Annotated in this window: 21 protein-coding genes; 12 read left to right on the forward strand and 9 right to left on the reverse strand. The window is 59.9% G+C overall.

Annotated features, from left to right (window positions below):
* Positions 1-18: 18 nt before the first annotated feature.
* Positions 19-1,665: a class I fumarate hydratase FumA gene (fumA, locus tag AB1E37_RS13465; protein ID WP_002903313.1), complete on the reverse strand. Its 1,647-nt coding sequence runs from the start codon at positions 1,663-1,665 to the stop codon at positions 19-21.
* A 201-nt stretch (positions 1,666-1,866) separates the two neighbouring features.
* Here fumA and manA point away from each other — a divergent pair, with 201 nt between their 5' ends.
* Both manA and AB1E37_RS13475 read left to right on the forward strand, forming a co-directional pair.
* Positions 1,867-3,045: a mannose-6-phosphate isomerase gene (manA, locus tag AB1E37_RS13470; RefSeq protein WP_004176341.1), complete on the forward strand. Its 1,179-nt coding sequence runs from the start codon at positions 1,867-1,869 to the stop codon at positions 3,043-3,045.
* An 86-nt stretch (positions 3,046-3,131) separates the two neighbouring features.
* On the forward strand, positions 3,132-4,670 hold the full coding sequence (locus AB1E37_RS13475; protein WP_020324648.1) for a YdgA family protein: 1,539 nt from the start codon (positions 3,132-3,134) through the stop codon (positions 4,668-4,670).
* Positions 4,671-4,709: 39 nt separating this feature from the next.
* On the opposite strand, the gene AB1E37_RS13480 is transcribed toward AB1E37_RS13475, so the two are convergent.
* On the reverse strand, positions 4,710-5,738 hold the full coding sequence (locus tag AB1E37_RS13480) for a Mal regulon transcriptional regulator MalI (RefSeq protein WP_004148253.1): 1,029 nt from the start codon (positions 5,736-5,738) through the stop codon (positions 4,710-4,712).
* A 172-nt stretch (positions 5,739-5,910) separates the two neighbouring features.
* Here AB1E37_RS13480 and malX point away from each other — a divergent pair, with 172 nt between their 5' ends.
* A complete protein-coding gene (gene malX / locus AB1E37_RS13485) occupies positions 5,911-7,503 on the forward strand; it encodes a maltose/glucose-specific PTS transporter subunit IIBC (protein WP_002903245.1) in 1,593 nt (530 codons plus the stop codon).
* A gap of 51 nt (positions 7,504-7,554) precedes the next feature.
* Positions 7,555-8,727, forward strand: coding sequence for a MalY/PatB family protein (locus AB1E37_RS13490; protein ID WP_004176351.1), 1,173 nt, complete (start codon positions 7,555-7,557; stop codon positions 8,725-8,727).
* Between the two features lie 13 nt (positions 8,728-8,740).
* Here the strand turns inward: AB1E37_RS13490 and AB1E37_RS13495 are convergent, their stop codons facing one another.
* A complete protein-coding gene (locus AB1E37_RS13495; protein ID WP_004179669.1) occupies positions 8,741-9,769 on the reverse strand; it encodes a CorA family divalent cation transporter in 1,029 nt (342 codons plus the stop codon).
* A gap of 311 nt (positions 9,770-10,080) precedes the next feature.
* Here AB1E37_RS13495 and ydfZ point away from each other — a divergent pair, with 311 nt between their 5' ends.
* Positions 10,081-10,284, forward strand: coding sequence for a putative selenium delivery protein YdfZ (ydfZ, locus tag AB1E37_RS13500; protein WP_004151566.1), 204 nt, complete (start codon positions 10,081-10,083; stop codon positions 10,282-10,284).
* A gap of 69 nt (positions 10,285-10,353) precedes the next feature.
* Here the strand turns inward: ydfZ and AB1E37_RS13505 are convergent, their stop codons facing one another.
* Entirely contained in the window at positions 10,354-10,833 is a 480-nt protein-coding gene (locus AB1E37_RS13505) for a hypothetical protein (protein ID WP_004179667.1), read from the reverse strand.
* 236 nt (positions 10,834-11,069) lie between these two features.
* On the opposite strand from AB1E37_RS13505, the gene AB1E37_RS13510 reads away from it, so the two are divergent.
* The 4 genes from AB1E37_RS13510 to AB1E37_RS13525 all read left to right on the forward strand — a co-directional run bounded on the left by AB1E37_RS13510 (position 11,070) and on the right by AB1E37_RS13525 (position 13,608).
* Positions 11,070-11,423, forward strand: coding sequence for a DUF1304 domain-containing protein (locus AB1E37_RS13510; protein WP_002903236.1), 354 nt, complete (start codon positions 11,070-11,072; stop codon positions 11,421-11,423).
* A 103-nt stretch (positions 11,424-11,526) separates the two neighbouring features.
* Positions 11,527-12,735 carry a selenium metabolism membrane protein YedE/FdhT gene (gene yedE / locus AB1E37_RS13515; RefSeq protein ID WP_016947263.1) on the forward strand — a complete coding sequence of 403 codons (1,209 nt, stop codon included), beginning with the start codon at positions 11,527-11,529 and terminating at the stop codon, positions 12,733-12,735.
* Positions 12,732-12,965 carry a sulfurtransferase-like selenium metabolism protein YedF gene (gene yedF / locus AB1E37_RS13520; RefSeq protein ID WP_016947262.1) on the forward strand — a complete coding sequence of 78 codons (234 nt, stop codon included), beginning with the start codon at positions 12,732-12,734 and terminating at the stop codon, positions 12,963-12,965. The genes yedE and yedF overlap by 4 nt, the downstream gene beginning before the upstream one ends.
* 250 nt (positions 12,966-13,215) lie before the next feature.
* Positions 13,216-13,608: a DUF1398 domain-containing protein gene (locus tag AB1E37_RS13525; protein ID WP_004224558.1), complete on the forward strand. Its 393-nt coding sequence runs from the start codon at positions 13,216-13,218 to the stop codon at positions 13,606-13,608.
* Between the two features lie 34 nt (positions 13,609-13,642).
* Here the strand turns inward: AB1E37_RS13525 and AB1E37_RS13530 are convergent, their stop codons facing one another.
* Positions 13,643-13,801, reverse strand: coding sequence for a YqaE/Pmp3 family membrane protein (locus tag AB1E37_RS13530; protein ID WP_002903230.1), 159 nt, complete (start codon positions 13,799-13,801; stop codon positions 13,643-13,645).
* 282 nt (positions 13,802-14,083) lie between these two features.
* On the opposite strand from AB1E37_RS13530, the gene gap reads away from it, so the two are divergent.
* The gene (gene gap, locus AB1E37_RS13535) at positions 14,084-15,082 is read left to right on the forward strand and encodes a type I glyceraldehyde-3-phosphate dehydrogenase (RefSeq protein WP_002903227.1); all 999 of its coding nucleotides are present in this window, start codon (positions 14,084-14,086) and stop codon (positions 15,080-15,082) included.
* A gap of 48 nt (positions 15,083-15,130) precedes the next feature.
* On the opposite strand, the gene aldA is transcribed toward gap, so the two are convergent.
* Positions 15,131-16,570 (reverse strand): aldehyde dehydrogenase, encoded by a 1,440-nt coding sequence (gene aldA / locus AB1E37_RS13540; RefSeq protein ID WP_117116800.1) that lies wholly within the window; start codon positions 16,568-16,570, stop codon positions 15,131-15,133.
* Between aldA and AB1E37_RS13545 the strand changes: the two genes are divergently transcribed.
* Positions 16,569-16,706: a hypothetical protein gene (locus AB1E37_RS13545; RefSeq protein ID WP_004140057.1), complete on the forward strand. Its 138-nt coding sequence runs from the start codon at positions 16,569-16,571 to the stop codon at positions 16,704-16,706. The two genes, aldA and AB1E37_RS13545, sit on opposite strands and share 2 nt — an antisense overlap.
* A 61-nt stretch (positions 16,707-16,767) precedes the next feature.
* Here the strand turns inward: AB1E37_RS13545 and AB1E37_RS13550 are convergent, their stop codons facing one another.
* The gene (locus AB1E37_RS13550) at positions 16,768-17,568 is read right to left on the reverse strand and encodes a YdcF family protein (RefSeq protein ID WP_020316474.1); all 801 of its coding nucleotides are present in this window, start codon (positions 17,566-17,568) and stop codon (positions 16,768-16,770) included.
* Between the two features lie 380 nt (positions 17,569-17,948).
* Here AB1E37_RS13550 and AB1E37_RS13555 point away from each other — a divergent pair, with 380 nt between their 5' ends.
* A complete protein-coding gene (locus tag AB1E37_RS13555; protein WP_004183871.1) occupies positions 17,949-19,274 on the forward strand; it encodes an MFS transporter in 1,326 nt (441 codons plus the stop codon).
* Between the two features lie 208 nt (positions 19,275-19,482).
* On the opposite strand, the gene AB1E37_RS13560 is transcribed toward AB1E37_RS13555, so the two are convergent.
* Together AB1E37_RS13560 and astE are read right to left on the reverse strand one after the other, a co-directional pair.
* A complete protein-coding gene (locus AB1E37_RS13560; protein WP_032447528.1) occupies positions 19,483-20,913 on the reverse strand; it encodes an amino acid permease in 1,431 nt (476 codons plus the stop codon).
* 9 nt (positions 20,914-20,922) lie between these two features.
* Positions 20,923-21,918 carry a succinylglutamate desuccinylase gene (astE, locus tag AB1E37_RS13565; RefSeq protein ID WP_004176358.1) on the reverse strand — a complete coding sequence of 332 codons (996 nt, stop codon included), beginning with the start codon at positions 21,916-21,918 and terminating at the stop codon, positions 20,923-20,925.
* Positions 21,919-21,920: the final 2 nt, after the last annotated feature.

A 21,920-nucleotide genomic window follows, 5' to 3' on the forward strand; every position in this document is an offset into this window, starting at 1 on the left:
CCCGAAGGGCGGCCTGGGTTACTTCACGCAGCGGGCGCACTGCGAGGTCTGGATCTGCTGGAAGAAGTCATTGCCTTTATCATCAACGAGGATAAAGGCCGGGAAATCCTCCACTTCAATTTTCCAGATAGCCTCCATACCCAGCTCCGGATAGGCCACGCACTCGAGGCTCTTGATGCTCTGCTGGGCCAGCACTGCCGCTGGGCCGCCGATGCTGCCGAGGTAGAAGCCGCCGTGTTTGTGGCAGGCGTCGGTGACCTGCTGGCTGCGGTTGCCTTTCGCCAGCATGATCTTGCTCGCCCCATGGGACTGCAGCAGATCAACGTAAGAGTCCATGCGGCCTGCGGTGGTCGGCCCCAAAGAGCCGGAGGCGTAACCGTCCGGCGTCTTGGCCGGACCTGCGTAGTAGATCGGGTGATCTTTGACGTACTGCGGCAGCGCCTCGCCGTTGTCGATAAGCTCCTTCAGCTTAGCGTGGGCGATATCGCGGGCGACGATGATAGTCCCGCTCAGCGACAGGCGGGTGGACACCGGATACTGTGACAGCTGCGCCAGGATCTCGCTCATCGGCTGGTTAAGATTTACCTTCACCGCTTCGCCTTCCCCGGCCTGGCGCAGATGCTCAGGGATATATTTCCCCGGGTTGCTCTCCAGCTTCTCGATCCAGATGCCGTCGCGGTTAATCTTGGCTTTGATGTTGCGGTCGGCGGAACAGGAAACCCCCATCCCTACCGGGCAGGAAGCGCCGTGACGCGGCAGACGGATCACGCGGATATCGTGGGCAAAGTATTTGCCGCCGAACTGCGCGCCGAGACCAAGGTTCTGCGCCTCCAGCAGCAGCTCCTGCTCCAGTTGCACGTCGCGGAACGCCTGGCCGTGCTCGTTACCTTCGGTCGGCAGGCCATCGTAGTATTTGGTGGACGCCAGCTTCACGGTCTTCAGCGTCGCTTCCGCCGAGGTACCGCCGATCACGAAGGCGATATGGTACGGTGGACAGGCGGCAGTACCGAGGGTGCGCATCTTCTCGACGAGGTAATTTTTCAGCTTCGCCGGGGTGATCAGCGCTTTGGTTTCCTGGTACAGATAGGTTTTGTTCGCCGAGCCGCCGCCCTTGGCGATGCAGAGGAATTTGTACTCATCGCCATCGGTAGCATAGAGATCGATCTGCGCCGGCAGGTTGGTGCCAGTGTTAACCTCTTTATACATATCCAGCGGCGCGTTCTGCGAGTAGCGCAGGTTGTCCTGGATATAGGTGTTATACACCCCCTGCGCCAGGGCGGCTTCATCGCCGCCGCCGGTCCACACGCGCTGGCCTTTTTTACCCATGATGATCGCGGTGCCGGTGTCCTGGCAGGTGGGCAGAATACCTTTGGCGGCGATATCCGAGTTGCGCAGGAACTGCAGCGCGACGTATTTATCGTTTTCGCTGGCTTCCGGATCGTTAAGGATATCCGCCACCTGCTGCTGATGCGCAGGGCGAAGCATAAAGGAGGCGTCGTGGAAAGCATGCTGCGCCAGAAGGGTCAGCGCCTGAGGGTCAACTTTTAGCACTTCCTGGCCGGCGAATTCGGCGACGGAGACGTAATCACTGCTGAGGAGATAATACTCGGTGTCATCCTTTTTGAGCGGAAAAGGATCCTGGTAAACAAACGGTTTATTCGACATTGTACTCTCACTTACTGCTTTGGCTGATTATGTTTCAGGCAGGGACTCCATGTGCCTGTAGAAAAGCGAGTCGAACAATCTTACACAATTTTTTAACAAAAACTGAGACAAGGACGACTTTTTCTTTCAGCAGTTGCTTCTCCACCGTTTGCTGGTTTAATAGGGCGATAAAATTTACTTTGTTTGAAACAGGGATTGAGAATGCAAAAGCTGATTAACGCCGTGCAGAACTATGCATGGGGAAGCCACACCGCCTTAACTGAACTGTATGGCATCGCCAACCCGGACAATCTGCCGATGGCAGAGCTGTGGATGGGGGCGCATCCGAAGAGCAGCTCGCAGATCCTGGCGGCCGACGGCCAGCCGCGTTCGCTGCGCGAGGTGATTGACGCGGATAAAGCCGCTCTGCTCGGCGACAAGGTTGCCGCCCGCTTTGGTGAACTGCCGTTCCTGTTTAAGGTACTGTGCGCCGCTCAGCCGCTCTCAATTCAGGTGCATCCCAACAAGCAGGCCTCGGAAGAAGGTTTCGCCCGCGAGAACGCCGCCGGTATCCCGCTCTCCGCCGCCGAGCGTAACTACAAAGATCCGAACCACAAACCGGAGCTGGTTTTTGCCCTGACGCCGTTCCTGGCGATGAATGCATTTCGCGAGTTCAGCGAGATTGTCACCCTGCTGCAGCCGGTGGCTAGCGCGCATCCGGCAATCGGCGCCTTCCTGCAGCAGCCGGACGCGACTCACCTGAGCCAGCTGTTTGCCAGCCTGCTAAATATGCAGGGTGAGGAAAAGGCCAAGGCGCTGCAGGTGCTGCGCGACGTACTGGCCCGTGAACAAGGCGAACCGTGGCAGACTATCCGCCTGATCGCGGAATTCTATCCGGACGACAGCGGCCTCTTCTCCCCGCTGCTGCTGAACGTGGTGAAGCTGAACCCAGGCGAAGCGATGTTCCTGTTTGCTGAAACGCCGCACGCCTATCTGCAGGGGGTGGCGCTGGAGGTGATGGCCAACTCGGATAACGTACTGCGCGCCGGCCTGACGCCGAAATACATTGATATTCCTGAGCTGGTTGCTAACGTCAAGTTCGAGGCTAAACCGGCGGGTGAGCTGTTGACCCAGCCGCAGCGTCACGGCGCGGAACTCGACTTCCCGATCCCGGTGGAAGATTTTGCCTTCTCCCTGCATGACCTCTCCGCCGAGGCCAGCGATCTGGCCCAGGCAAGCGCGGCGATCGTGTTCTGCGTCGACGGTGAAGCCGTACTGCGCAAAGGCGACCAGAGCCTGACCCTCAAGCCGGGCGAGTCGGCATTCGTGGCCGCCAGTGAATCGCCGGTGCAGATCAGCGGCCGCGGCCGCGTGGCGCGCGTTTTCAATAAGCTCCAGTAAGCGACTGACCCTTAAGGTCGCGCTTACTGTTGGTGATAACTCAGCCAGGCGGTCTCTCCGCCTGGCTTCATTTATGGATAAATGCTATGAAAAAATCGCTGGTCGCAGCAGGAGTCATCGTGGCGCTGGGCGTGGTATGGACAGGCGGCGCCTGGTTCACTGGTAAACAGCTGGAAGGCCGGATCGCCGATATGGTGCAGCAGGCAAACGCCCAGCTGCGCAGCAGCGCGCCGGAGTCAGGTCTGGAGCTGAGCTATCAGGACTACCAGCGCGGGCTGTTCAGCAGCCATCTGCAGCTGGTGGTGAAGCCGATCGCCGGTCAGGCTAACGGCTGGCTGGCCGCCGGGCAGAGCGTGGTGCTTGACGAAGTGGTCGATCATGGCCCCTTCCCGCTGGCCTCGTTAAAAGCCTTTAATCTGGCGCCGGCAATGGCTTCCGTCCACACCACGCTGGTGAAAAACGACGCCAGCCAGGCGCTGTTCGAGATAGCCAAAGGCGACACCCCCTTTACCGTCGATACGCGCATTGCCTACAGCGGCGACAGCCAGTCGGCTATCGTCCTTAACGCCCTCGACTACGCTAAAGGCGATGAGAAAGTCACCTTCAGCGGCGGTCAGTTCCAGCTCGACGCCGACCGCGACGGCAAAAACATCAGCCTGAAGGGCCAGGCCGGCAGCGGGCAGATCGATGCGCTCAACGAATATAACCAGAAGGTACAGCTGCGCTTCGTCAACCTGACCACCGACGGCGCCACCGAGCTGGCCAGCTTCAACGAACGTATCGGCCAGCAAAAAATGACCCTCGATAAACTGGCCATCAGCGTCGAAGGCAAAGAGCTGGCGCTGATCGACGGCATGGCGCTGGACGGCGGCTCGACGCTGACCCAGGACGGCAAAGGCGTGAACAGCCAGGTGAACTACACCGTCAACAGCCTCAAGCTGCAGGGGCAGGATATGGGCAGCGGCAAACTCACGCTGAAAGTGGATAACGTCGACGGTCAGGCGTGGCACCAGTTCAGTCAGCAGTACAGCGCGCAGTCTCAGGCGCTGCTGGCGAAACCGGAGCTGGCGCAGAATCCGGAGCTGTATCAGCAGGCCCTCACCGAAACGCTGTTCAATGCGCTGCCGATCCTGCTCAAAGGCAACCCGTCGGTGACCATCTCTCCGCTGAGCTGGCGCAATGCCAAAGGCGAAAGCACCCTCAACCTCTCGGTTCTGCTGAAAGATCCGGCCCAGGTGACCGCTCCGCCGCAGACCCTGGCGGACAGCCTGGATCGCGTGGTGCAGTCCCTGGACGGCAAAGTGGAGATCCCGGTGGATATGGCGACGGAGTTTATGACTAAGATCGCCGGTCTGGAAGGCTATCAGCCGGCCGATGCCGCCAAGCTTGCCGATCAGCAGGTCAAAGGCCTGGCGGCGATGGGCCAGATGTTCCGCATTACCACCATGGAAGATAACGCCATCAGCAGCAGTCTGCAGTACGCGAACGGCCAGGTGACGCTGAACGGACAGAAAATGCCGCTGCAAGATTTTGCCGCGATGTTTGGTCTGGAAGCGCCTTCGCTGCCGGACAGCGCGCCGCAGGAAGGCCAGCCGCAGCAGGATGACGCCGCCCCGCAGCCGTAACTTATCGGTACAGGAGACGGCCAGCGCGCGCCGTCTCCCTCATTTTCGCGTCACCAGCCGCGGGGGCATAATCTGGTTTCGCGTCTCGCCAGTCCCCTCTTCCAGCCGCCGCAGCATCGAATCCGCCAGGCTTTTCCCCATCTCCCGCGCCGGGGTGGTCACCCAGGTGAGAGGCAGGTCGTCGAGGGCGGCCTCCGGCACGTCGGCAAACGCCGCCAGCGCCACCCGCTGCTCAAAGTAGCTCTCGACGCCATCTTCCCCGCTCTGTCTTCCAGCCCGTAACAGACCGAACCACGCGCCGGTGGCTACCACGTTGTTGTAGCACAGCACCGCGGTGATGGTCGGATTCTGGCGCAGCAGGCCGGTCATCGCCTCCGCCGCCTGCTTCTGGCTGGACTCGCACTCCAGCACCCATTCGCTGTGAAACGGCAGGCCGTATTTCAGCAAGGTGGCGCAATAGCCGCCGACCCGCTCGGCGCGCGTCAGCGAAGCACTCTGCCCGCCGAGCCAGGCGATCCGCTGATGGCCGCGGCGGATAAGATGCTCCGTCACCAGCTGCGCCGCCTGCATGTTGTCCGGGCGGATCAGGTCGACATCGTCAAGATAGCTGGCGCGGGAAGCAAACACCAGCGGCACCCCCGCCTCCGCCGCACGCTCGCGCAGCTCGCTCCCGCGGTCGATCGCCCCGGCGATAATCACCCCGTCCACCCCCTGCGCCGCCAGCGTATCAAACCGCTGGGCCATCTTCTCGCCGCTGCGGCCTCCCTGGGTGAGAAATACCATTTTCCCCTGCCTCTCCAGGGCATCGGTGAGGCCGGCGGTTAATTCAGCATAAAACGGTTTTGACAGGTCGCTGACGATAAGGCCAATCACCCCGCTCTGCCCACCGCGCAGCGAGGCCGCCTGACGGTTGCGCACAAATCCCAGCTGTTCGATAGCCTGATTAACCCGCTCGCCGGTGGCGCTGGAGATGCGCCCTTTGCCGCTCAGTACCAGTGAAACGGTACTCACGGAGACGCCGGCAGCCAGCGCCACATCATTGATGGTGATCTTTTTTGCGATTGCCATAACCTGCTGGCTGACTCCCTTGCCTGTCGATAAATCGTTTTATCATTGTGCGATCTTTATAAACCTTATTATCGCTTGAATATGTGATTTTTATCGCACTAAAAAGTGGTAAAACGTTTTATCTTGCCGTGGCGTTAGTTCTCCCGACCACTTATGAATCAGGAACCGTGCTATGACGGCGAAAACAGCACCAAAAATCACCTTATGGGAATTTTTCCAGCAGCTGGGAAAAACCTTCATGCTGCCCGTAGCGTTGCTCTCGTTTTGCGGGATCATGCTGGGGATCGGCAGCTCGCTAAGCAGTCACGATGTTTTGACTCTGCTGCCGTGGCTGGATATGCCGCTGCTGCAGGCCATCTTTATCTGGATGAGCAAGGTCGGCTCCTTTGCCTTCAGCTTCCTGCCGGTCATGTTTTGTATCGCCATCCCGCTGGGTCTGGCGCGAGAGAACAAAGGCGTCGCCGCCTTCGCCGGCTTCGTTGGCTACGCGGTCATGAACCTGGCGGTCAACTTCTGGCTGACCGCGAAGGGTATTCTGCCCACCACCGACGCCGCGATCCTGAAGGCCAACAATATCCAGAACATTATCGGCATTCCGTCAATCGATACCGGGATCCTCGGGGCGGTGATCGCCGGGATTATCGTCTGGCTGCTGCATGAACGCTTCCATAACATTCGCCTGCCGGACGCCCTGGCCTTCTTCGGCGGCACCCGCTTCGTGCCGATCGTCACCACCGTGGTGCTGGGGCTGGTTGGGCTGGCGATCCCGCTGGTGTGGCCAGTCTTCGCTATGGGGATCAACGCCCTCGGGAAGATGATCAACAGCGCCGGGGATTTTGGGCCTATGATCTTTGGCACCGGCGAGCGACTGCTGCTGCCGTTTGGCCTGCACCATATTCTGGTGGCGCTGATCCGCTTTACCGAAGCTGGCGGCACCCTCGACGTCTGCGGCCACAGCGTCAGCGGCGCGCTGACCATCTTCCAGGCGCAGCTGAGCTGTCCGACGACCCACGGCTTCGCCGAAAGCGCCACCCGTTTCCTGTCGCAGGGTAAAATGCCGGCATTCCTCGGCGGCCTGCCGGGAGCCGCGCTGGCGATGTACCACTGCGCCCGTCCGGAAAACCGACATAAAATTAAAGGTCTGCTGATCTCCGGGGTCATCGCCTGCGTGGTCGGCGGCACCACCGAGCCGCTGGAGTTCTTGTTCTTGTTTGTCGCGCCGGTCCTGTATGTCATCCACGCGCTGCTGACCGGTCTCGGCTTTACCATCATGGCGGTGCTCGGGGTAACCATCGGCAACACCGACGGCAATATCATCGACTTCGTGGTGTTTGGCATTCTGCATGGCCTGGCGACCAAGTGGTATCTGGTGCCGGTGGTGGCGGCTATCTGGTTCGCGGTCTACTATGCCATCTTCCGCTTCGCCATCACCCGCTTCAATCTGAAAACGCCGGGCCGCGACATCGACACTGCCGCCAGCGTGGAGAAAGCCGTCGCCGGTACCATCGGCAAATCCGGGTATAACGTACCGGCGATTCTGGCGGCGCTCGGCGGCGCAGAGAACATTGTTTCGCTGGATAACTGCATTACCCGTCTGCGCCTGTCGGTGCACGATATGAGCAAAGTGGACGCCGCCGCGCTGAAAGCCCATCGCGCCATCGGGGTGGTACAGCTCAACCAGCATAATCTGCAGGTGGTTATTGGCCCGCAGGTACAGTCGGTAAAAGATGAGATGGCCACGCTGATGAATACCGTGCAGGCCTGATCCCACTAGTCCCCCTCCGCTACGGAGGGGGCGCTCGCTAAGGAAGCTCCAATGTTTGATTTTGCCACCCCTATCGATCGCCACGGCACCTGGTGCACGCAATGGGACTATGTCGCCGACCGGTTTGGCGCCGCCGATCTGCTGCCGTTCACTATTTCCGATATGGATTTCGCCACCGCGCCCTGTATTCTCGACGCCGTCAGCCAGCGGCTGGCCCACGGGGTGTTCGGCTACAGCCGCTGGCGCAACGAGGCGTTTCTCGGGGCGATTGTCCACTGGTACGCCAGCCGCTTTAACAGCGACATCGATCCGCAATCTGTGGTCTACGGACCGTCTGTTATCTACATGGTGGCGGAAACCATCCGCCAGTGGTCGAAAGAAGGCGACGGCGTCGTGGTCCACACCCCTGCCTACGATGCGTTCTATAACACCATCACCGCTAACCGGCGGCGGATTGCCCCGGTGCCATTGATCCTGAAGGATAATCGGTGGCGCTGCGATATGGACCGCCTGGAGGCGGCGCTGGCAGAGCCAAAGAATACCCTGCTGCTGCTGTGCAGCCCGCACAACCCAACGGGGAAAGTCTGGCGTCGCGAGGAGCTGGAGACCATGGCGGCCCTGTGTCAAAAACATGGCGTCAGGGTGATTAGCGACGAAATTCATATGGACATGACCTGGGGCGAACACCGCCATATCCCGTGGAGCGAGGTCGCTCAGGGACCATGGGCGCTGTTCACCTCCGGTTCGAAGAGCTTCAATATTCCGGCCTTTACCGGGGCCTACGGCTTTATCCCCGAAGAGAACGAGCGCGACAGCTACCTGCAGGCGCTAAAGGGTCGCGACGGGCTCTCTTCCCCTTCCGTGCCGGCGCTGGTCGCCCATATCGCCGCCTACCGCGACGGGGCTCCCTGGCTCGATGCCCTGCGCGACTACCTGCAGGCGAATATGCGCTATGTCGCCGACACGCTCAACAACGCCTTCCCCGCGCTCTGCTGGCAGCCGCCGGAGGCCACCTACCTGGCATGGATCGACCTGCGCCCGCTCAACGTTGACGATCGCGCGCTACAGCAGGCGCTGATCGCCGAACAGAAGGTGGCGATTATGCCGGGTTATACCTATGGTCCTGAGGGCAACGGCTTTCTGCGACTCAACGTCGGCTGCCCGCGCGAGAAGCTGGAACGCGGTGTCGAAGGACTGATTGCCGCCCTGCGCAGCCTCAGCTGATTCGACGCGCAATCTACAGGTCATCGCGCCGGCGAAACGCCAGGTAACCGGCGCCGAGGGTAAAGACAGCGACAATCACCACCAGCAGGATAAACCCGTGGTGGTTGCTTGCCAGCGGGATCCCACCGACGTTCATGCCGAAGAAACCGGCGACGATGTTAATCGGCAGCGCGAGGACGGTGATCACCGTCAGGGTATAGAGGGTGCGATTGCTCTGCTCCAGCTGGCGGGCGCCAATCTCCTCCTGCAGCAGACTGATGCGCTCGATCAGGCCCGACAGATCGTTAAGCACCACGCTAAACTCTTCGGTGAACTGACGAAACGCCTGCACCACCGCGCGATCCATCCACGCCGGCGGCCGGTTAAGCAGCCGGAACATCGCCGCCGGCTCCGGCGCCAGCAGCCGCTGGAAGCGTAAAAGCATCCGCCGTAGCCGCGCCAGATCGGCCCGGTTGCGCTGCACGTGATTGCTCAGAAGACGCTCTTCAATAAGGTCAACATGGCGGCTGGCCTGGCGGACGACCTGCTCCAGCACCTCCTCCTGCTCCTCCAGCAGAAAGGCCAGCAGCTCAGTAGACGTGTTCACCCTGAGCGTCTGCAAGCGCGGCAGCATCCATTCGATAAACCGCAACGGTTTGAAGCGCGCCGTCACCACCAGCCTGGGGCTACAGTAGAGCCACAGCGTGGCGGTTTCCGCGCTGGTATCCTGCGGACGAAACAGCACATCGTTAAGCACAGCGAACAGATTTTCCCCCTGTCGCTCAATGCGGGTGGTGTGCGAGCCGCTGCGGATCTCCTCGAAGAAAAAATCGGCCACCGGAAAGTGGCTGGTTAACCATTTCTCGGCGGTGGCATGATTAAGATTCAGGTGTAACCAGATAAACGCCTTGTCATCGGCGAGCGCCTGATAGCGGGCGCATACCTCGCCAGAGGCGATCGGCTGCGGGGGGCGCTGTTCATGAAACAAATAGCCATGCACCAGGCCGGAAACTTCACTATCAAAATCGGGCTTTAACATCTTCGCGGTGACGTCTTGACTCATGGCTCCCTCAGGACAGGCACTGGCACCGTTGATGCCCGAATATTGTCATCTTTCGCTATTTTCCGCGGGCTGGCAAGGTTAATAATCTGGTCATAAAACAGTAACCTGGCTGACATATGACGGCCAGTATCACGCTTCATCCCCTCGCCGCGCAGGCGATGCGATGGAGGCGAACAGAAGGTCTTCTTGCCTTTATGCTCAGGCGGTTATTAAAATAAATTTGATTATCCTCAAAACTTTTTTAGGCAGAAAGCGGTATTAATTTGCGCGCTTAATCATTGCTTTCACCCAGGTTTATTGAGGAGGAGACCATGAAAACCTATGACCGTAATCGTAACGCTATTGCTACCGGCAGCATGGTAATGATCGCCGGTAACGGGACGACGGGCGTGATTAAAGCTATCCATGGCGAGGGGAAAACCGCTGAGCAGCTGCGCCGGGCGGACTGCGTTGAAATCGACGGCTGCGAGGGCCGCTTCTGCCCGTTGGATCTGATCCGTCTCGGCTTCCATTAATTCCTGCCGCCAGGTCGTTAGTATCAGGCCACCTGTGGTGGCCTGCTCTTTTCCCGGGAAATAAAGCGTCTAGCGAAAGCTCCACTGAACACTCATCACAAAGATCGCCGGCACAATAATGCCGCCTTCCACACCGAAATAATCGGTGAAATTATATTGCAGGCCATGATAGAGGTAGGGCGAAAAACCGATGCCGGTGATTTTTTTGGCGGTGCGGTAGGTGCCGGAATCCCCACAGTGGCTGAAGGCATCAAAGAAAAATTCCCCGGTATAGGCATACACCCCTTTCAGTACCCAGCCGGTATCGTTTTTCAGCCAGTCGCGGCGCACGCCGAGGGTCAGGCAACGATCGTCAAAGCTGTTTTTCATCGTTCCGACCAGCACGCTGTATTTTGAATCCTGAGAAAACTTGCGCTCCACCGAGAAAAAGTTGTTATTGAAATGTTCGTTATATTGTCCGTGGTTACCCGTCATATGATAGACATAGGAACCGGTATTCATCGAATAGAGGTTTAATTCCCCGGCCTGCGCCGACGGCATGGCAACCATTAGTAGCGCTGATAACAAAATCCATAATTTATTTACCATTCAGTAACCTATGCCATACCCGTAAAAAGAACCCGGCATGCTAGCACCGCTTAGCTAAACCAAAGGGCAATCAGATAAACCGACGCTCTTCGCGGCGGGAAAATATGACGCTATCTGCACTATAGCAGTCGCCCTCTCGCCTGGTGAGCACCTGCGGTTATACTGGAGAAACATTTCTCTAATCGTTAAGGACCGCTGTGTTAGCCACTCTCCTCGTTGCGCTGGTCGCTATTATTCATCTCGCCATCCTGGTGCTGGAGATGTTTCTCTGGGAAGCCCCCGCCGGGCGCCGGGCCTTTAACCTCAGCGCCGATTTCGCCCGGCAGACCCGGGTGCTGGCGGCCAACCAGGGCTTGTATAACGGCTTTCTGGCCGCCGGCCTGGCATGGGGGCTGTGGCTGGGGGCGCCGGGGGTGCAGGTGGTTATCTTTTTCCTGGCCTGCGTGCTGGCCGCCGGGATTTTCGGCGCGCTGACCGCCAGCCGCAAAATTCTCTATATTCAGGCGCTGCCCGCGCTGCTGGCGCTGGTTGCCGTGCTGACGCAAGCGTAGGGCCTTGATCCAAAACAGAGAAAGCAGGCGCTAAGGCGGGTACTATTTGCCCCCTTTGGTCGGTCATCGACCGTTAATACCTTCTGAGTTCAGAGGCATTTTTATGACATGGCAATCCTTCAAACAGGCCTGGCTTATCCGGTTCTGGTCTCCTGTCCCGGCGGTCATTGCCGCGGGCATTCTCTCTACCTACTATTTTGGCATCACCGGCACCTTCTGGGCGGTGACCGGCGAATTCACCCGCTGGGGTGGTCAGCTGCTGCAGCTGCTGGGCGTCCACAGCGAACAGTGGGGCTATTACCAGCTGATACATCTCGAAGGGTCGCCGCTGACCCGCATCGATGGCAGGATGATCATCGGCATGTTCGGCGGCTGCCTGGCCGCCGCGCTGTGGGCGAATAACGTCAAACTGCGCCTGCCACGCAGCCGGATCCGCATTGCGCAGGCCGTGGCGGGCGGCATCATCGCCGGGTTCGGCGCACGGCTGGCGATGGGCTGCAACCTGGCGGCCTTCTTCACCGGCATTCCGCAGTTCTCCCTGCACGCCTGGCTGTTTGCCATCGCCACCGCCATCGGCTCCTGGTTTGGCGCCCGCTTCACGCTGCTGCCCCTTTTTCGCATCCCGGTAAAAATACAAAAGGTGTCCACCGCCTCGCCGTTAACCCAAAAACCGCAGCAGGCGCGCCGCCGTTTCCGCCTGGGGATGGTGGTCTTTTTCGCCATGATCGGCTGGGGCCTGCTCACCGCCGCAGACCACCCGGCGCTCGGCCTGGCGATGCTGTTCGGTATTGGCTTTGGTCTGCTTATCGAGCGCGCGCAGATCTGCTTTACCTCCGCCTTTCGCGATATGTGGATCACCGGCCGGACGGTGATGGCGAAGGCGATTATCTTCGGCATGGCGGCGAGCGCCATCGGTATCTTCAGCTATGTGCAATTGGGGATGGCGCCGAAAATTATGTGGGCCGGTCCTAATGCGGCGATTGGCGGGCTACTATTTGGCTTTGGCATCGTGCTGGCCGGCGGCTGTGAGACCGGCTGGATGTACCGGGCGGTGGAGGGCCAGGTTCACTACTGGTGGGTTGGGCTGGGCAACGTCATCGGCTCAACGCTGCTCGCCTGGTGCTGGGACGATATCGCCGCCCCGCTCGCCACCCACTGGCAGAAAGTCAACCTGCTGAACGCCTTCGGTCCCTTTGGCGGACTACTGGCCACCTATCTACTGCTGCTGATCGCCCTGCTGCTGGTGATCGCCTGGGAGAGACATTTTTTCCGCCGCCAGGCGGCGATCCGGACCGTGAAGGAGAGCGCATGAAAAACATCATCCCTGATTATCGCCTGGATATGGTCGGCGAGCCCTGCCCCTATCCGGCGGTTGCCACCCTGGAGGCAATGCCCTCCCTGAAAAAAGGCGAGATCCTCGAAGTGGTCAGCGACTGTCCGCAGTCAATCAATAACATTCCGCTCGATGCCAAAAATCATGGCTATACGGTGCTGGATATTCAGCAGGATGGCCCAACCATTCGCTATTTGATTCAGAAGTAGCGCCGTTTTCCCGCCGGCGGCCTTCCCCGCCGGCGCTTGTCTCCTCGTTCCCGCCTCGCCGTTCGCTTACGCATCGCTGACCAGGTAGCCAAACGATTGCAATAGATTGTAACACTTGAAACCGTGTTCCAGTTACGCAATAACCATTAATATAACGCGCCTATATTATTAAAATGCGAATAAGTTATTTAGTGAATGGTTTCTGCCGCTATCGGCCAAAGCCGCACACAGCGACACGATAAGGATCGAAATGGAACTGCTGGTCAGGCTGGGTCATTTTTTTGAGCAAGCGCGTTCTGACGCCGACTATGCCACCTTCGCCAATGAACTGCGTCGGCATCAGGTCTCCTACTACATCTATTTTGTTTCCACCGGCAATATGAATTTCGTAATGGCAAACGACGAGGTAGTCTCGGTAAAAAGCGCCCGCGGGCTGCTGCGCGTTCGCGCTGAGGCCAGCCATTGTCTGACCAGGGCCGCCGTTATCCGCCACTTTGCCCGGGCCATTAACTTTGAACAGTACTGCCGGGATCTTGCCAGCGCCGGGGTATTTAAGTGGATCGTCGATCTGGAAGAGGAGACCCGGCACTACTGGTCGAAGGATAATACGCTGTTATATAAAGAGTGCCTGATGCCCCCCTGAACAGGTCTCAGGGGGAGGCGGCGAGGGTCAGCCTTTAATCGCGGGTCTGCACCCAAAAGGCGTGGATCAGGCCAGGAATATAGCCCAGCAGGGTCAAAATGATATTGAGAATAAACGCCCAGCCGAAGCCTTTTCCCAGCAGCACACCCAGCGGCGGCAGAATGATAGTGAAAACGATTCTCCAGAATCCCATAACCTCTCCCTTCGTCTAACGTCAATTTTTTACTAAGCTATTCAATAGTTAAGCATAGACGCTTTTCGTCGTTTCGCCAGCAGGCAGCCCCCTCATCTCTGGTAACAAAAATCATTCCCTGCCGTCACGGGCAAAAAAGACCGGGAAAACATTCACTTTTCCCCTCTCCGGCCCGCAGGCCCTGGCAAAGCGCACAGATTGTCAGTTGACCAATCAGGGGGACAGGGCTAAGCCTGGAGGAGTTTCATCACATCGAGTCGTTTTACCAACCGGAGAATATCCATGAGTAAACTTGGGATTAATGGATTTGGTCGTATCGGACGTCTGGTGTTACGTCGTTTATTAGAAGTCGACAGCAGCCTGGAAGTGGTGGCTATCAACGACCTCACTTCGCCAAAGGTGCTGGCCTACCTGTTGAAGCATGATTCAAACTACGGCCCCTTCCCGTGGAGCGTCGACTTTACCGAAGATGCGCTGATCGTCAACGGCAAAACCATTACGGTGTATGCCGAAAAAGAGGCGCAGCATATTCCATGGCAGGCGGCAGGCGCCGAGGTGATTGTGGAGTGTACCGGGTTCTACACCTCGGCCGAGAAATCGCAAGCCCATCTCCAGGCCGGCGCGCGCAAAGTGCTGATTTCCGCCCCCGCCGGCGAGATGAAAACCATCGTCTACAACGTCAACGATGACACCCTGACCCCGGATGACACCATCATCTCCGTGGCCTCCTGCACCACCAACTGCCTGGCGCCGATGGCCAAAGTTCTGCAGGATGCCTTCGGCATCACCGTAGGCACCATGACCACCATCCACGCCTATACCGGCACCCAGTCTCTGGTGGACGGGCCGCGCGGAAAAGATCTGCGCGCCTCCAGGGCGGCGGCGGAAAACGTTATCCCGCACACTACCGGCGCGGCAAAAGCCATTGGCCTGGTGATCCCTGCCCTGAGCGGTAAGCTGAAAGGCCATGCCCAGCGCGTACCGACCAAAACCGGCTCAGTGACGGAGCTGGTATCGGTGCTGGAGAAAAAGGTGACTGCGGATGAGGTCAATCAGGCGATGAGGCAGGCGGCCGAGGGTAACGAATCCTTTGGTTACACCGAAGAGGAGATCGTCTCTTCCGATATCATCGGCAGCCATTTCGGTTCGATCTACGATGCTACCCAGCTGGAGATTGTGGAGGCCGGCGGCGTACAGCTGGTGAAAACCGTCGCCTGGTACGATAACGAATACGGCTTTGTCACCCAACTGATCCGCGTGCTGGAGAAATTTGCCCGCTAAGTGAACGGCGGACAGCCTGCGCTGTCCGCCGGTTCTGTGTGGAGTGCCTCAGGCCTGCAGATAGACCACCTGGGTCTGCAGGTACTCATTCAGGCCGTGGCGGCCATCTGCGCCGCCGATCCCCGACTTACGCCAGCCGGCGTGGAACCCCTGCATCGCCTCAAAGTTCTCACGGTTGATATAGGTTTCGCCAAACTTCAGTCCCTTAATCGCTTTCATCGCCACGTTCAGATCGCGGGTATAGATTGAGGAGGTCAGGCCATAATCGCTGTCATTGGCCATCGCCAGCGCCTCATCGAGGGTCGAAAAGGCCACCACCGGCAGCACCGGACCGAAGGTTTCCTCATGGACAATGTCCATCTCCTGACGTACATCCAGCAGCAGGGTCGGCGGATAAAAATAGCCTTTGCCCTCCAGCGGCTGACCGCCCAGCGCCACCCGCGCCCCCTGCGCCACTGCCTTCGCCACTTTGCCCACCACCTGGTCCCGCGCCGCCGCGTTGATCAGCGGCCCCATCGCGATGTCATCCCGCGTCGCCGGGTCGCCAAACTGGACGGCCTTCATCGCCTCACCGAGGCGGTTGACGAAGCGGTCGTATATTCCCTGCTGAACATAGACCCGCTCGACGCAGTTACACACCTGCCCGGTGTTAATCACCCGCGAGTCCACTACCGCTTTCACCGCCAGCTCCAGATCCGCATCGTCCATTACAATGGCAGGCGCTTTGCCGCCGAGCTCGAGGCACACTTTGGTGATATTTTTCGCCGCAGCGGCCATAATTTTCTCTCCCGCCGCCACGCTACCGGTCATGCTAACCATCGCCACCTTCGGATTGCCGGCCAGCTCCTGACCAACGGTTTCTCCGCGGCCAAGCACCAGGTTAAAGACCCCTTTCGGCAACCCAACCTGATGGACGATCTCGGCAAAGGCGATGGCATTATTGGGCGTAAATTCGCTGGGCTTAATGACGATGGTATTCCCGGTGATCAGGGCCGGCGCCAGCTTGCGGGCGATAAGAAAGAACGGGAAGTTCCACGGCAGGATCCCGGTGGTCACCCCCAGCGCGCGTTTAAAGACGAGGATATTCTCTCCCGGGCGATCGCTCTGCACGATCTCGCCTTCGTAACGGCGCGCCCATTCGGCCATATAGTCGAGATAGTCAGCGGTGAACGCAACCTCCACCGCCGCCAGCTGCTGGATCTTGCCGCCTTCAGCGACAATCAGCCCGGCGATCTCGTCGGCACGCTGGCGGATACCGGCGGCAATTTTGCGCAGCCAGCCCGCACGCTCAATGGCCGGCAGCGCTTCCCAGCCGGGCTGGGCGCGCTCGGCGGCGTCAATCGCCAGCCGCGCCTCTTCGGCAGTCCCGTCCGGGATCCGCGACAGCAGCGCTTCGGTCGCCGGGTTAAGCACGTCGATCCAGCCGTCGCCGCGACCGGAAACGAACTGGCCATCAATATACATCGGGTGTTGAACGGGTGCTGTCATGGCTGCTCCTGTGGTGCATTTGTATTTAACAGGTGATTTTTTTGTTAAATATCGGGCGGATAAGCCGCTGTTCGGCAGCACATTGACGCAGTTCTGTGAGCTGATTCATAAAAACGGGCCAAAAATGCCCGCTTGAGGTTACATTTTAATAACACAAATTGCCCGTTTGCGACGAATCTGCCGTAAACGGGCATTTTTCAGCCGAGGGTGCGGGCCTGCAGCGCCCCGGCAAGCTGGGCGTCCTCCCGCAGCTGTCGCCAGGCGTCGAGGATCTCCGGCGGGAAGGTGACATGGCTGATGAAGTCTTTTCCCCGCGGACCGTACCCTTCAGGGGTATCCTGCAGGCGCGGCAGCTCGCCCAGCAGCAGCCCCAGGTAGCGGGTGACCGGCCAGAGCCCCGCTCCGCCGCCCGCGAACCCCAGTTGGCCATCGGTCTGCTCCAGCACCGGCGAGCAGCCGGGAAAGCTCAACCACTGCGGCGGCGTCGTCGCCCCCTGCCAGACGCGGGCGAAGGTAGCCATGGTTCGCCGCTGCATAGTCGGGTCCTGAATGACGATCCCGCGACGATGGGCGAGCCCCCGGCTCTCCAGCGTGGTCCGGGTAAAACGGGCGTTCTCACCGCAGTTGGTTGACTGGTCCTCCACCACCAGCCGCGAATGGGGGATGTGCCAGTAGTCATGAGCAATGTCGGCCAGAACATGCGCTTCCGGGCGGCCATCCACCGGCAACGTACGGTAACGGGGATCCTGGCGCACCGCCTCGTAGAGATAGCCCGTAGAATGTCCCACGCCGCCGCTGATCAGCAGCGGGACCGCCTGCGCCGCCGCCAGACGGCAGGCGGCGTCGATGGTTGGGATCACGGCGTTGCCGGCCAGCACTACCACGTCCACCTGCGGCAGCGCGGGCAGCGTCGCCAGATCGTCCTGCGCCAGCCAGGCGCCGACCTGGTTAGCCGCCGCCAGCGTCGCTGCCGACAGCGGAGGAAATTGTTCTGCCATTCTGTCTCCTTAATCCTCTCTCAGCCGAGCGGAGAGGATGCTTTCGCTATCATAAACGCCGCCTGCCGGGAGGCATAGCGGCGTCGATTTGTAACCATTTTGAAATAACAAGAAACATCTAAAAACAGGCGGGTTGCACCTGAACAACTCACTATGAAAATAACAAAAAACAGCAAAATCAGGTGGAAAATAAAAAATAGCGTCGCGGTTATACCAGTTCTAAGCGCGCCATAATGCCCAGTTTGCCAGCCATAAACTTGCCAATTGTAACCTTCAACCCTAAGTTGCTTAACAATTACACAACCTTTTCACATCAGGTTGCACCCTGCTCGTACAGAGTGACACCTGACCTATCTACCGTGGCGGGAGAACGTTTCGTAATGAGCAATCCACAAGACAACACTGCATCCATTCTGCAGAAAAACAAGAAGGTACTGATCGCGAGCCTGACAGGCAGCGCCATCGAATGGTTCGATTATTTTCTCTATGGCACCGCCGCCGCGCTGGTGTTCAACAAAATCTTCTTTCCGATGGTCGACCCGGTTATCGGCCTGATCCTCTCCTGGCTCTCCTTCTCGCTGACGTTTTTTATCCGCCCCATCGGCGGCGTGATTTTCGCCCATATCGGCGATCGCATCGGCCGCAAGAAGACGCTGGTGCTGACCCTGTCGCTGATGGGGAGCGCCACGGTGGCGATCGGCCTGCTGCCCACCTACGAGATGGTGGGCCTCTGGGCGCCGGCCCTGCTGATTACTCTGCGCATTATTCAGGGCATGGGTATTGGCGGCGAATGGGGCGGCGCGCTGCTGCTGGCCTATGAATACGCGCCGGAAAAGCGGAAAGGCTTTTTCGGCAGCATTCCCCAGGCCGGGGTGACCATCGGCATGTTGATGGCAACATTTATCGTCTCGCTGATGACGCTGTTCGATGAGGCGCAGTTTCTCGCCTGGGGCTGGCGCATACCGTTCCTGCTCAGCTCCGTCCTCGTTTTTCTCGGCCTGTGGATCCGCAAAGATATCGACGAAACGCCCGCCTTTAAGCAGGTGAAAAAATCCGGCCAGGTGGCGAAGGCCCCGCTGCGCGATACGCTCAAGCACCACTGGCGGGAAGTGCTGATCGCCGCCGGCCTGAAAGTGGTGGAGACCGCCCCCTTCTATATCTTCTCCACCTTTGTAGTCAGCTACGCCACCACCACCCTGAGCTATCAGAAGTCGCAGGCGCTGGAATCCGTGACCCTGGGCGCGCTGGTGGCCACCGTGATGATCCCGCTGATGGGGCTGCTGTCAGACAAGGTGGGTCGGCAAAAGATGTACACCCTGAGCGTGGTGCTGCTGGGGCTGTTTATCGTCCCGTGGTTCCTGCTGCTCGACACCGGTACCGGCTGGGGCATCATGCTGGCGACGATCGTTGCCTTCGGCATCCTGTGGGCGCCGGTAACCGCGGTGCTCGGCACCCTGTGCTCTGAGATTTTCAGCGCCAATGTGCGCTATACCGGGATCACCCTCGGCTACCAGCTGGGCGCCGCGCTGGCCGGGGGCACCGCGCCGCTTATCGCCACCGGTCTGCTGGCGAAATATGACGGTGACTGGCGGCCGGTGGCCGTTTATCTGGGCATTACGGTGGCGATTTCGCTGCTGGCGATATTCTGCGCCAGCCGGATGAAGTCCGCGCTGGGCACGGCCCCCTCCCGGGCGGAAAGCGCCTGACCGCCGCCCGCCAGGGCTACTACGGCGCCGACTATCCCGCCCGGTGGCGCTGCGCTTGCGCGGGCCTGGGGGGAGATCGCGCCGCGGGGGAAACCGCTTATCCCAGGTCCGGTAAGCATGTAGGCCTGGTAAGGCGCCAGCCGCCACCGGGCCGAAACAGGCGTCAAGTCTTCCCCCCTGCTTAGCCGGCCGCCAGGGCCGGCGGGTGTCAGGCGCTCTGGTTGTCCAGCTGAAGCAGCCCCTCGCGCCGCTGCTTCAGCTTCCAGAAGCCCCACAGCGCGATAAACCACAGCGGAGAAGCCAACAGCGCCAGCAGCGTGTCCGGGTCAAAGATCATGATGAAGATAGCGAACGCGAAGAACAGCAGGCTCACCCAGCTCATCACTACCCCGGCGGGCATCTTAAAGATCGACCCGGCGTGCAGGTCCGGACGCTGACGGCGGTAAACCAGATAGGCCACGAGGATCATCCCCCAGCTGAACACCACCATAATCGCCGCCAGGGTCGAGACGATGGTGAACAGGGTCATCACGTTCGGCACCAGAAACAGCAACAGCGTGCCGATCAGCATGCAGAAGCAGGAGAACAGCAGGCTGCGCACCGGAATGCGGGTACTGCGCGACAGGATACGAAACTGCCAGTGCGCATGCTTCTCCACCGACAGGCCGTACAGCATGCGGGTGCTGGAGAAGACCCCGCTGTTGGCCGAGGACATCGCCGAGGTCAGCGCCACAAAGTTAATCACCGCCGCGGCGGCAGGCAGCCCGGCCTTGGCGAACAGCGTCACGAAGGGGCTGGTCTCCGCCGACACCCCCGGCCACGAGGCGACAGCGATGATCACCACCATCGACAGCAGATAGAAGATGATAATCCGCAGCGGCAGAGCATTGATCGCCTTGGGCAAAATGCGCTGCGGATCGCGGGTCTCCGCCGTCATGGTGCCCAGCAGCTCAATGCCGGTAAAGGAGAAGATCGCTATCTGGAAGCCGGCGAAAAAGCCGGTGATGCCGTGGGGCATAAAGGCCGTCGGGTTGGTGAGATGGCTGAGGGAGGCCGTCACGCCGTCCGGGGAGGTCCAGCCGGTGGCAATCATCCAGCCGCCGGTGCCGATCAGGGCGATAATGGTGATCACCTTGATCAGGGCGAACCAGAACTCCGCCTCGCCAAACATTTTCACCGACAGCAGGTTAAGCAGGAACAGAATCGCCAGCATGCTGAGGGCCGGCATCCACGCCGACAGTTCCGGGAACCAGTACTGCATATAGCTCCCGCAGACCACCACGTCGGCGATACAGGTCACCACCCAGCTTAGCCAGTAGGTCCAGCCGAGGTAAAAGCTGGCCTGCGGCCCGAGATACTCGCCGACAAAGTCGGCAAACGAGCGGTAGTCATGGCGGGTGAGCAGCAGCTCCCCCATCGCCCGCATCACCATATAGGTAAAGAACCCGACCAGCACATAGATAACCAGGATCGAGGTGCCGGCGACGGCGATGTTGCGCCCCGCCCCCATAAACAGCCCGGTGCCGATGGCGCCCCCGAGGGCAATCATCTGGATATGGCGGGCGCTGAGCCCGCGCTTAAGCTGTGACGCGCCTTCACCTCCGGCGGCAGGTGACGCCTGATGTTGATGTTCAGTCATGGTGTTTCCTCAGGCTGGTTGCGGGAGACGAAGGGCAGCGGCGCGGAGCAACAGCCCGGCGCGCTGGCCGGTGGCGACCCCGGCGTTGGGAAAGAGGATATAGGGGGCCCGGGCCTGCACCACCCAACGTTTCTCTGCCTGGCGGGCGATCTCATACCCTGCCGGGAGCGCGGTGAAGTTTTCAACGTCTGCCGCGAGATTAAGCGTAAATTCCCCCTCGCGCTTGATGATGCTCTCCTCGACCAGGAAGTAGTCCACCGGCGCTTTGTCGCGCGGCGGCAGCGGCGCGTCAGCGATCCAGGCCCGGATCGCCGCGTCGGCGGCGGCGAACAGGCTGAGATCGTTGGCGCCGAACGGCATCACTTTCCCCAGCTCCAGGGTGGCGCTTTGCGCGGCGAACTTTTCGCAGGTGAAATGGGTGAAGGTGCCGCCCGCTTCGGTATGGCGCACGACGGCGTCCATCCCGCTGGCCTGCAGCAGCTGATAGAAATCGGGCGAAAAATCCCCGGCGTGGGCCGGGAGCAGCGCAAACTGGCGATACAGCGATCCGCGAATGGCGGTGTGCATATCGAGATGACCACGGTTGACCGGCCCCGCCGCATCGGCGGCGCGATAAAAAGCCTGCACCGCCTGCTCCAGCGCAAAAGCCCGCCGCGACTCATTTCCCGGGGTGACCGCCAGATGGCGGCCGCCGAACAGGCGATTCAGGTCGTTATGCAGATAGCGGCGCGCGGCGCGGATCGCCGGCAGATTACCAAAGACGATCAGCAGCGCCTGCGTGAGCGGCTGCCGCCCCTGGCTCAGATCGTGGGTTAGCTGCAGCAGCAGTTCAATCGGCGCGGTCTCATTGCCATGCACGCCGGCGGAGAGGATCGTCGCCTGGCGCCACGGCGCCGTCGGCAGCAGCTGTAAAATGCCCTCGCCCAGCCAGCGGGCCTCGATGCCCGCCGGAAAGGTCCACGCCTGCAGGCGGCAGTGCAGTAAATCGTTAACCAGGTGCTCCATCT

This window comes from Klebsiella sp. Shm-1, from assembly GCF_040804525.1.
Lineage (GTDB): Bacteria > Pseudomonadota > Gammaproteobacteria > Enterobacterales > Enterobacteriaceae > Klebsiella > Klebsiella pneumoniae.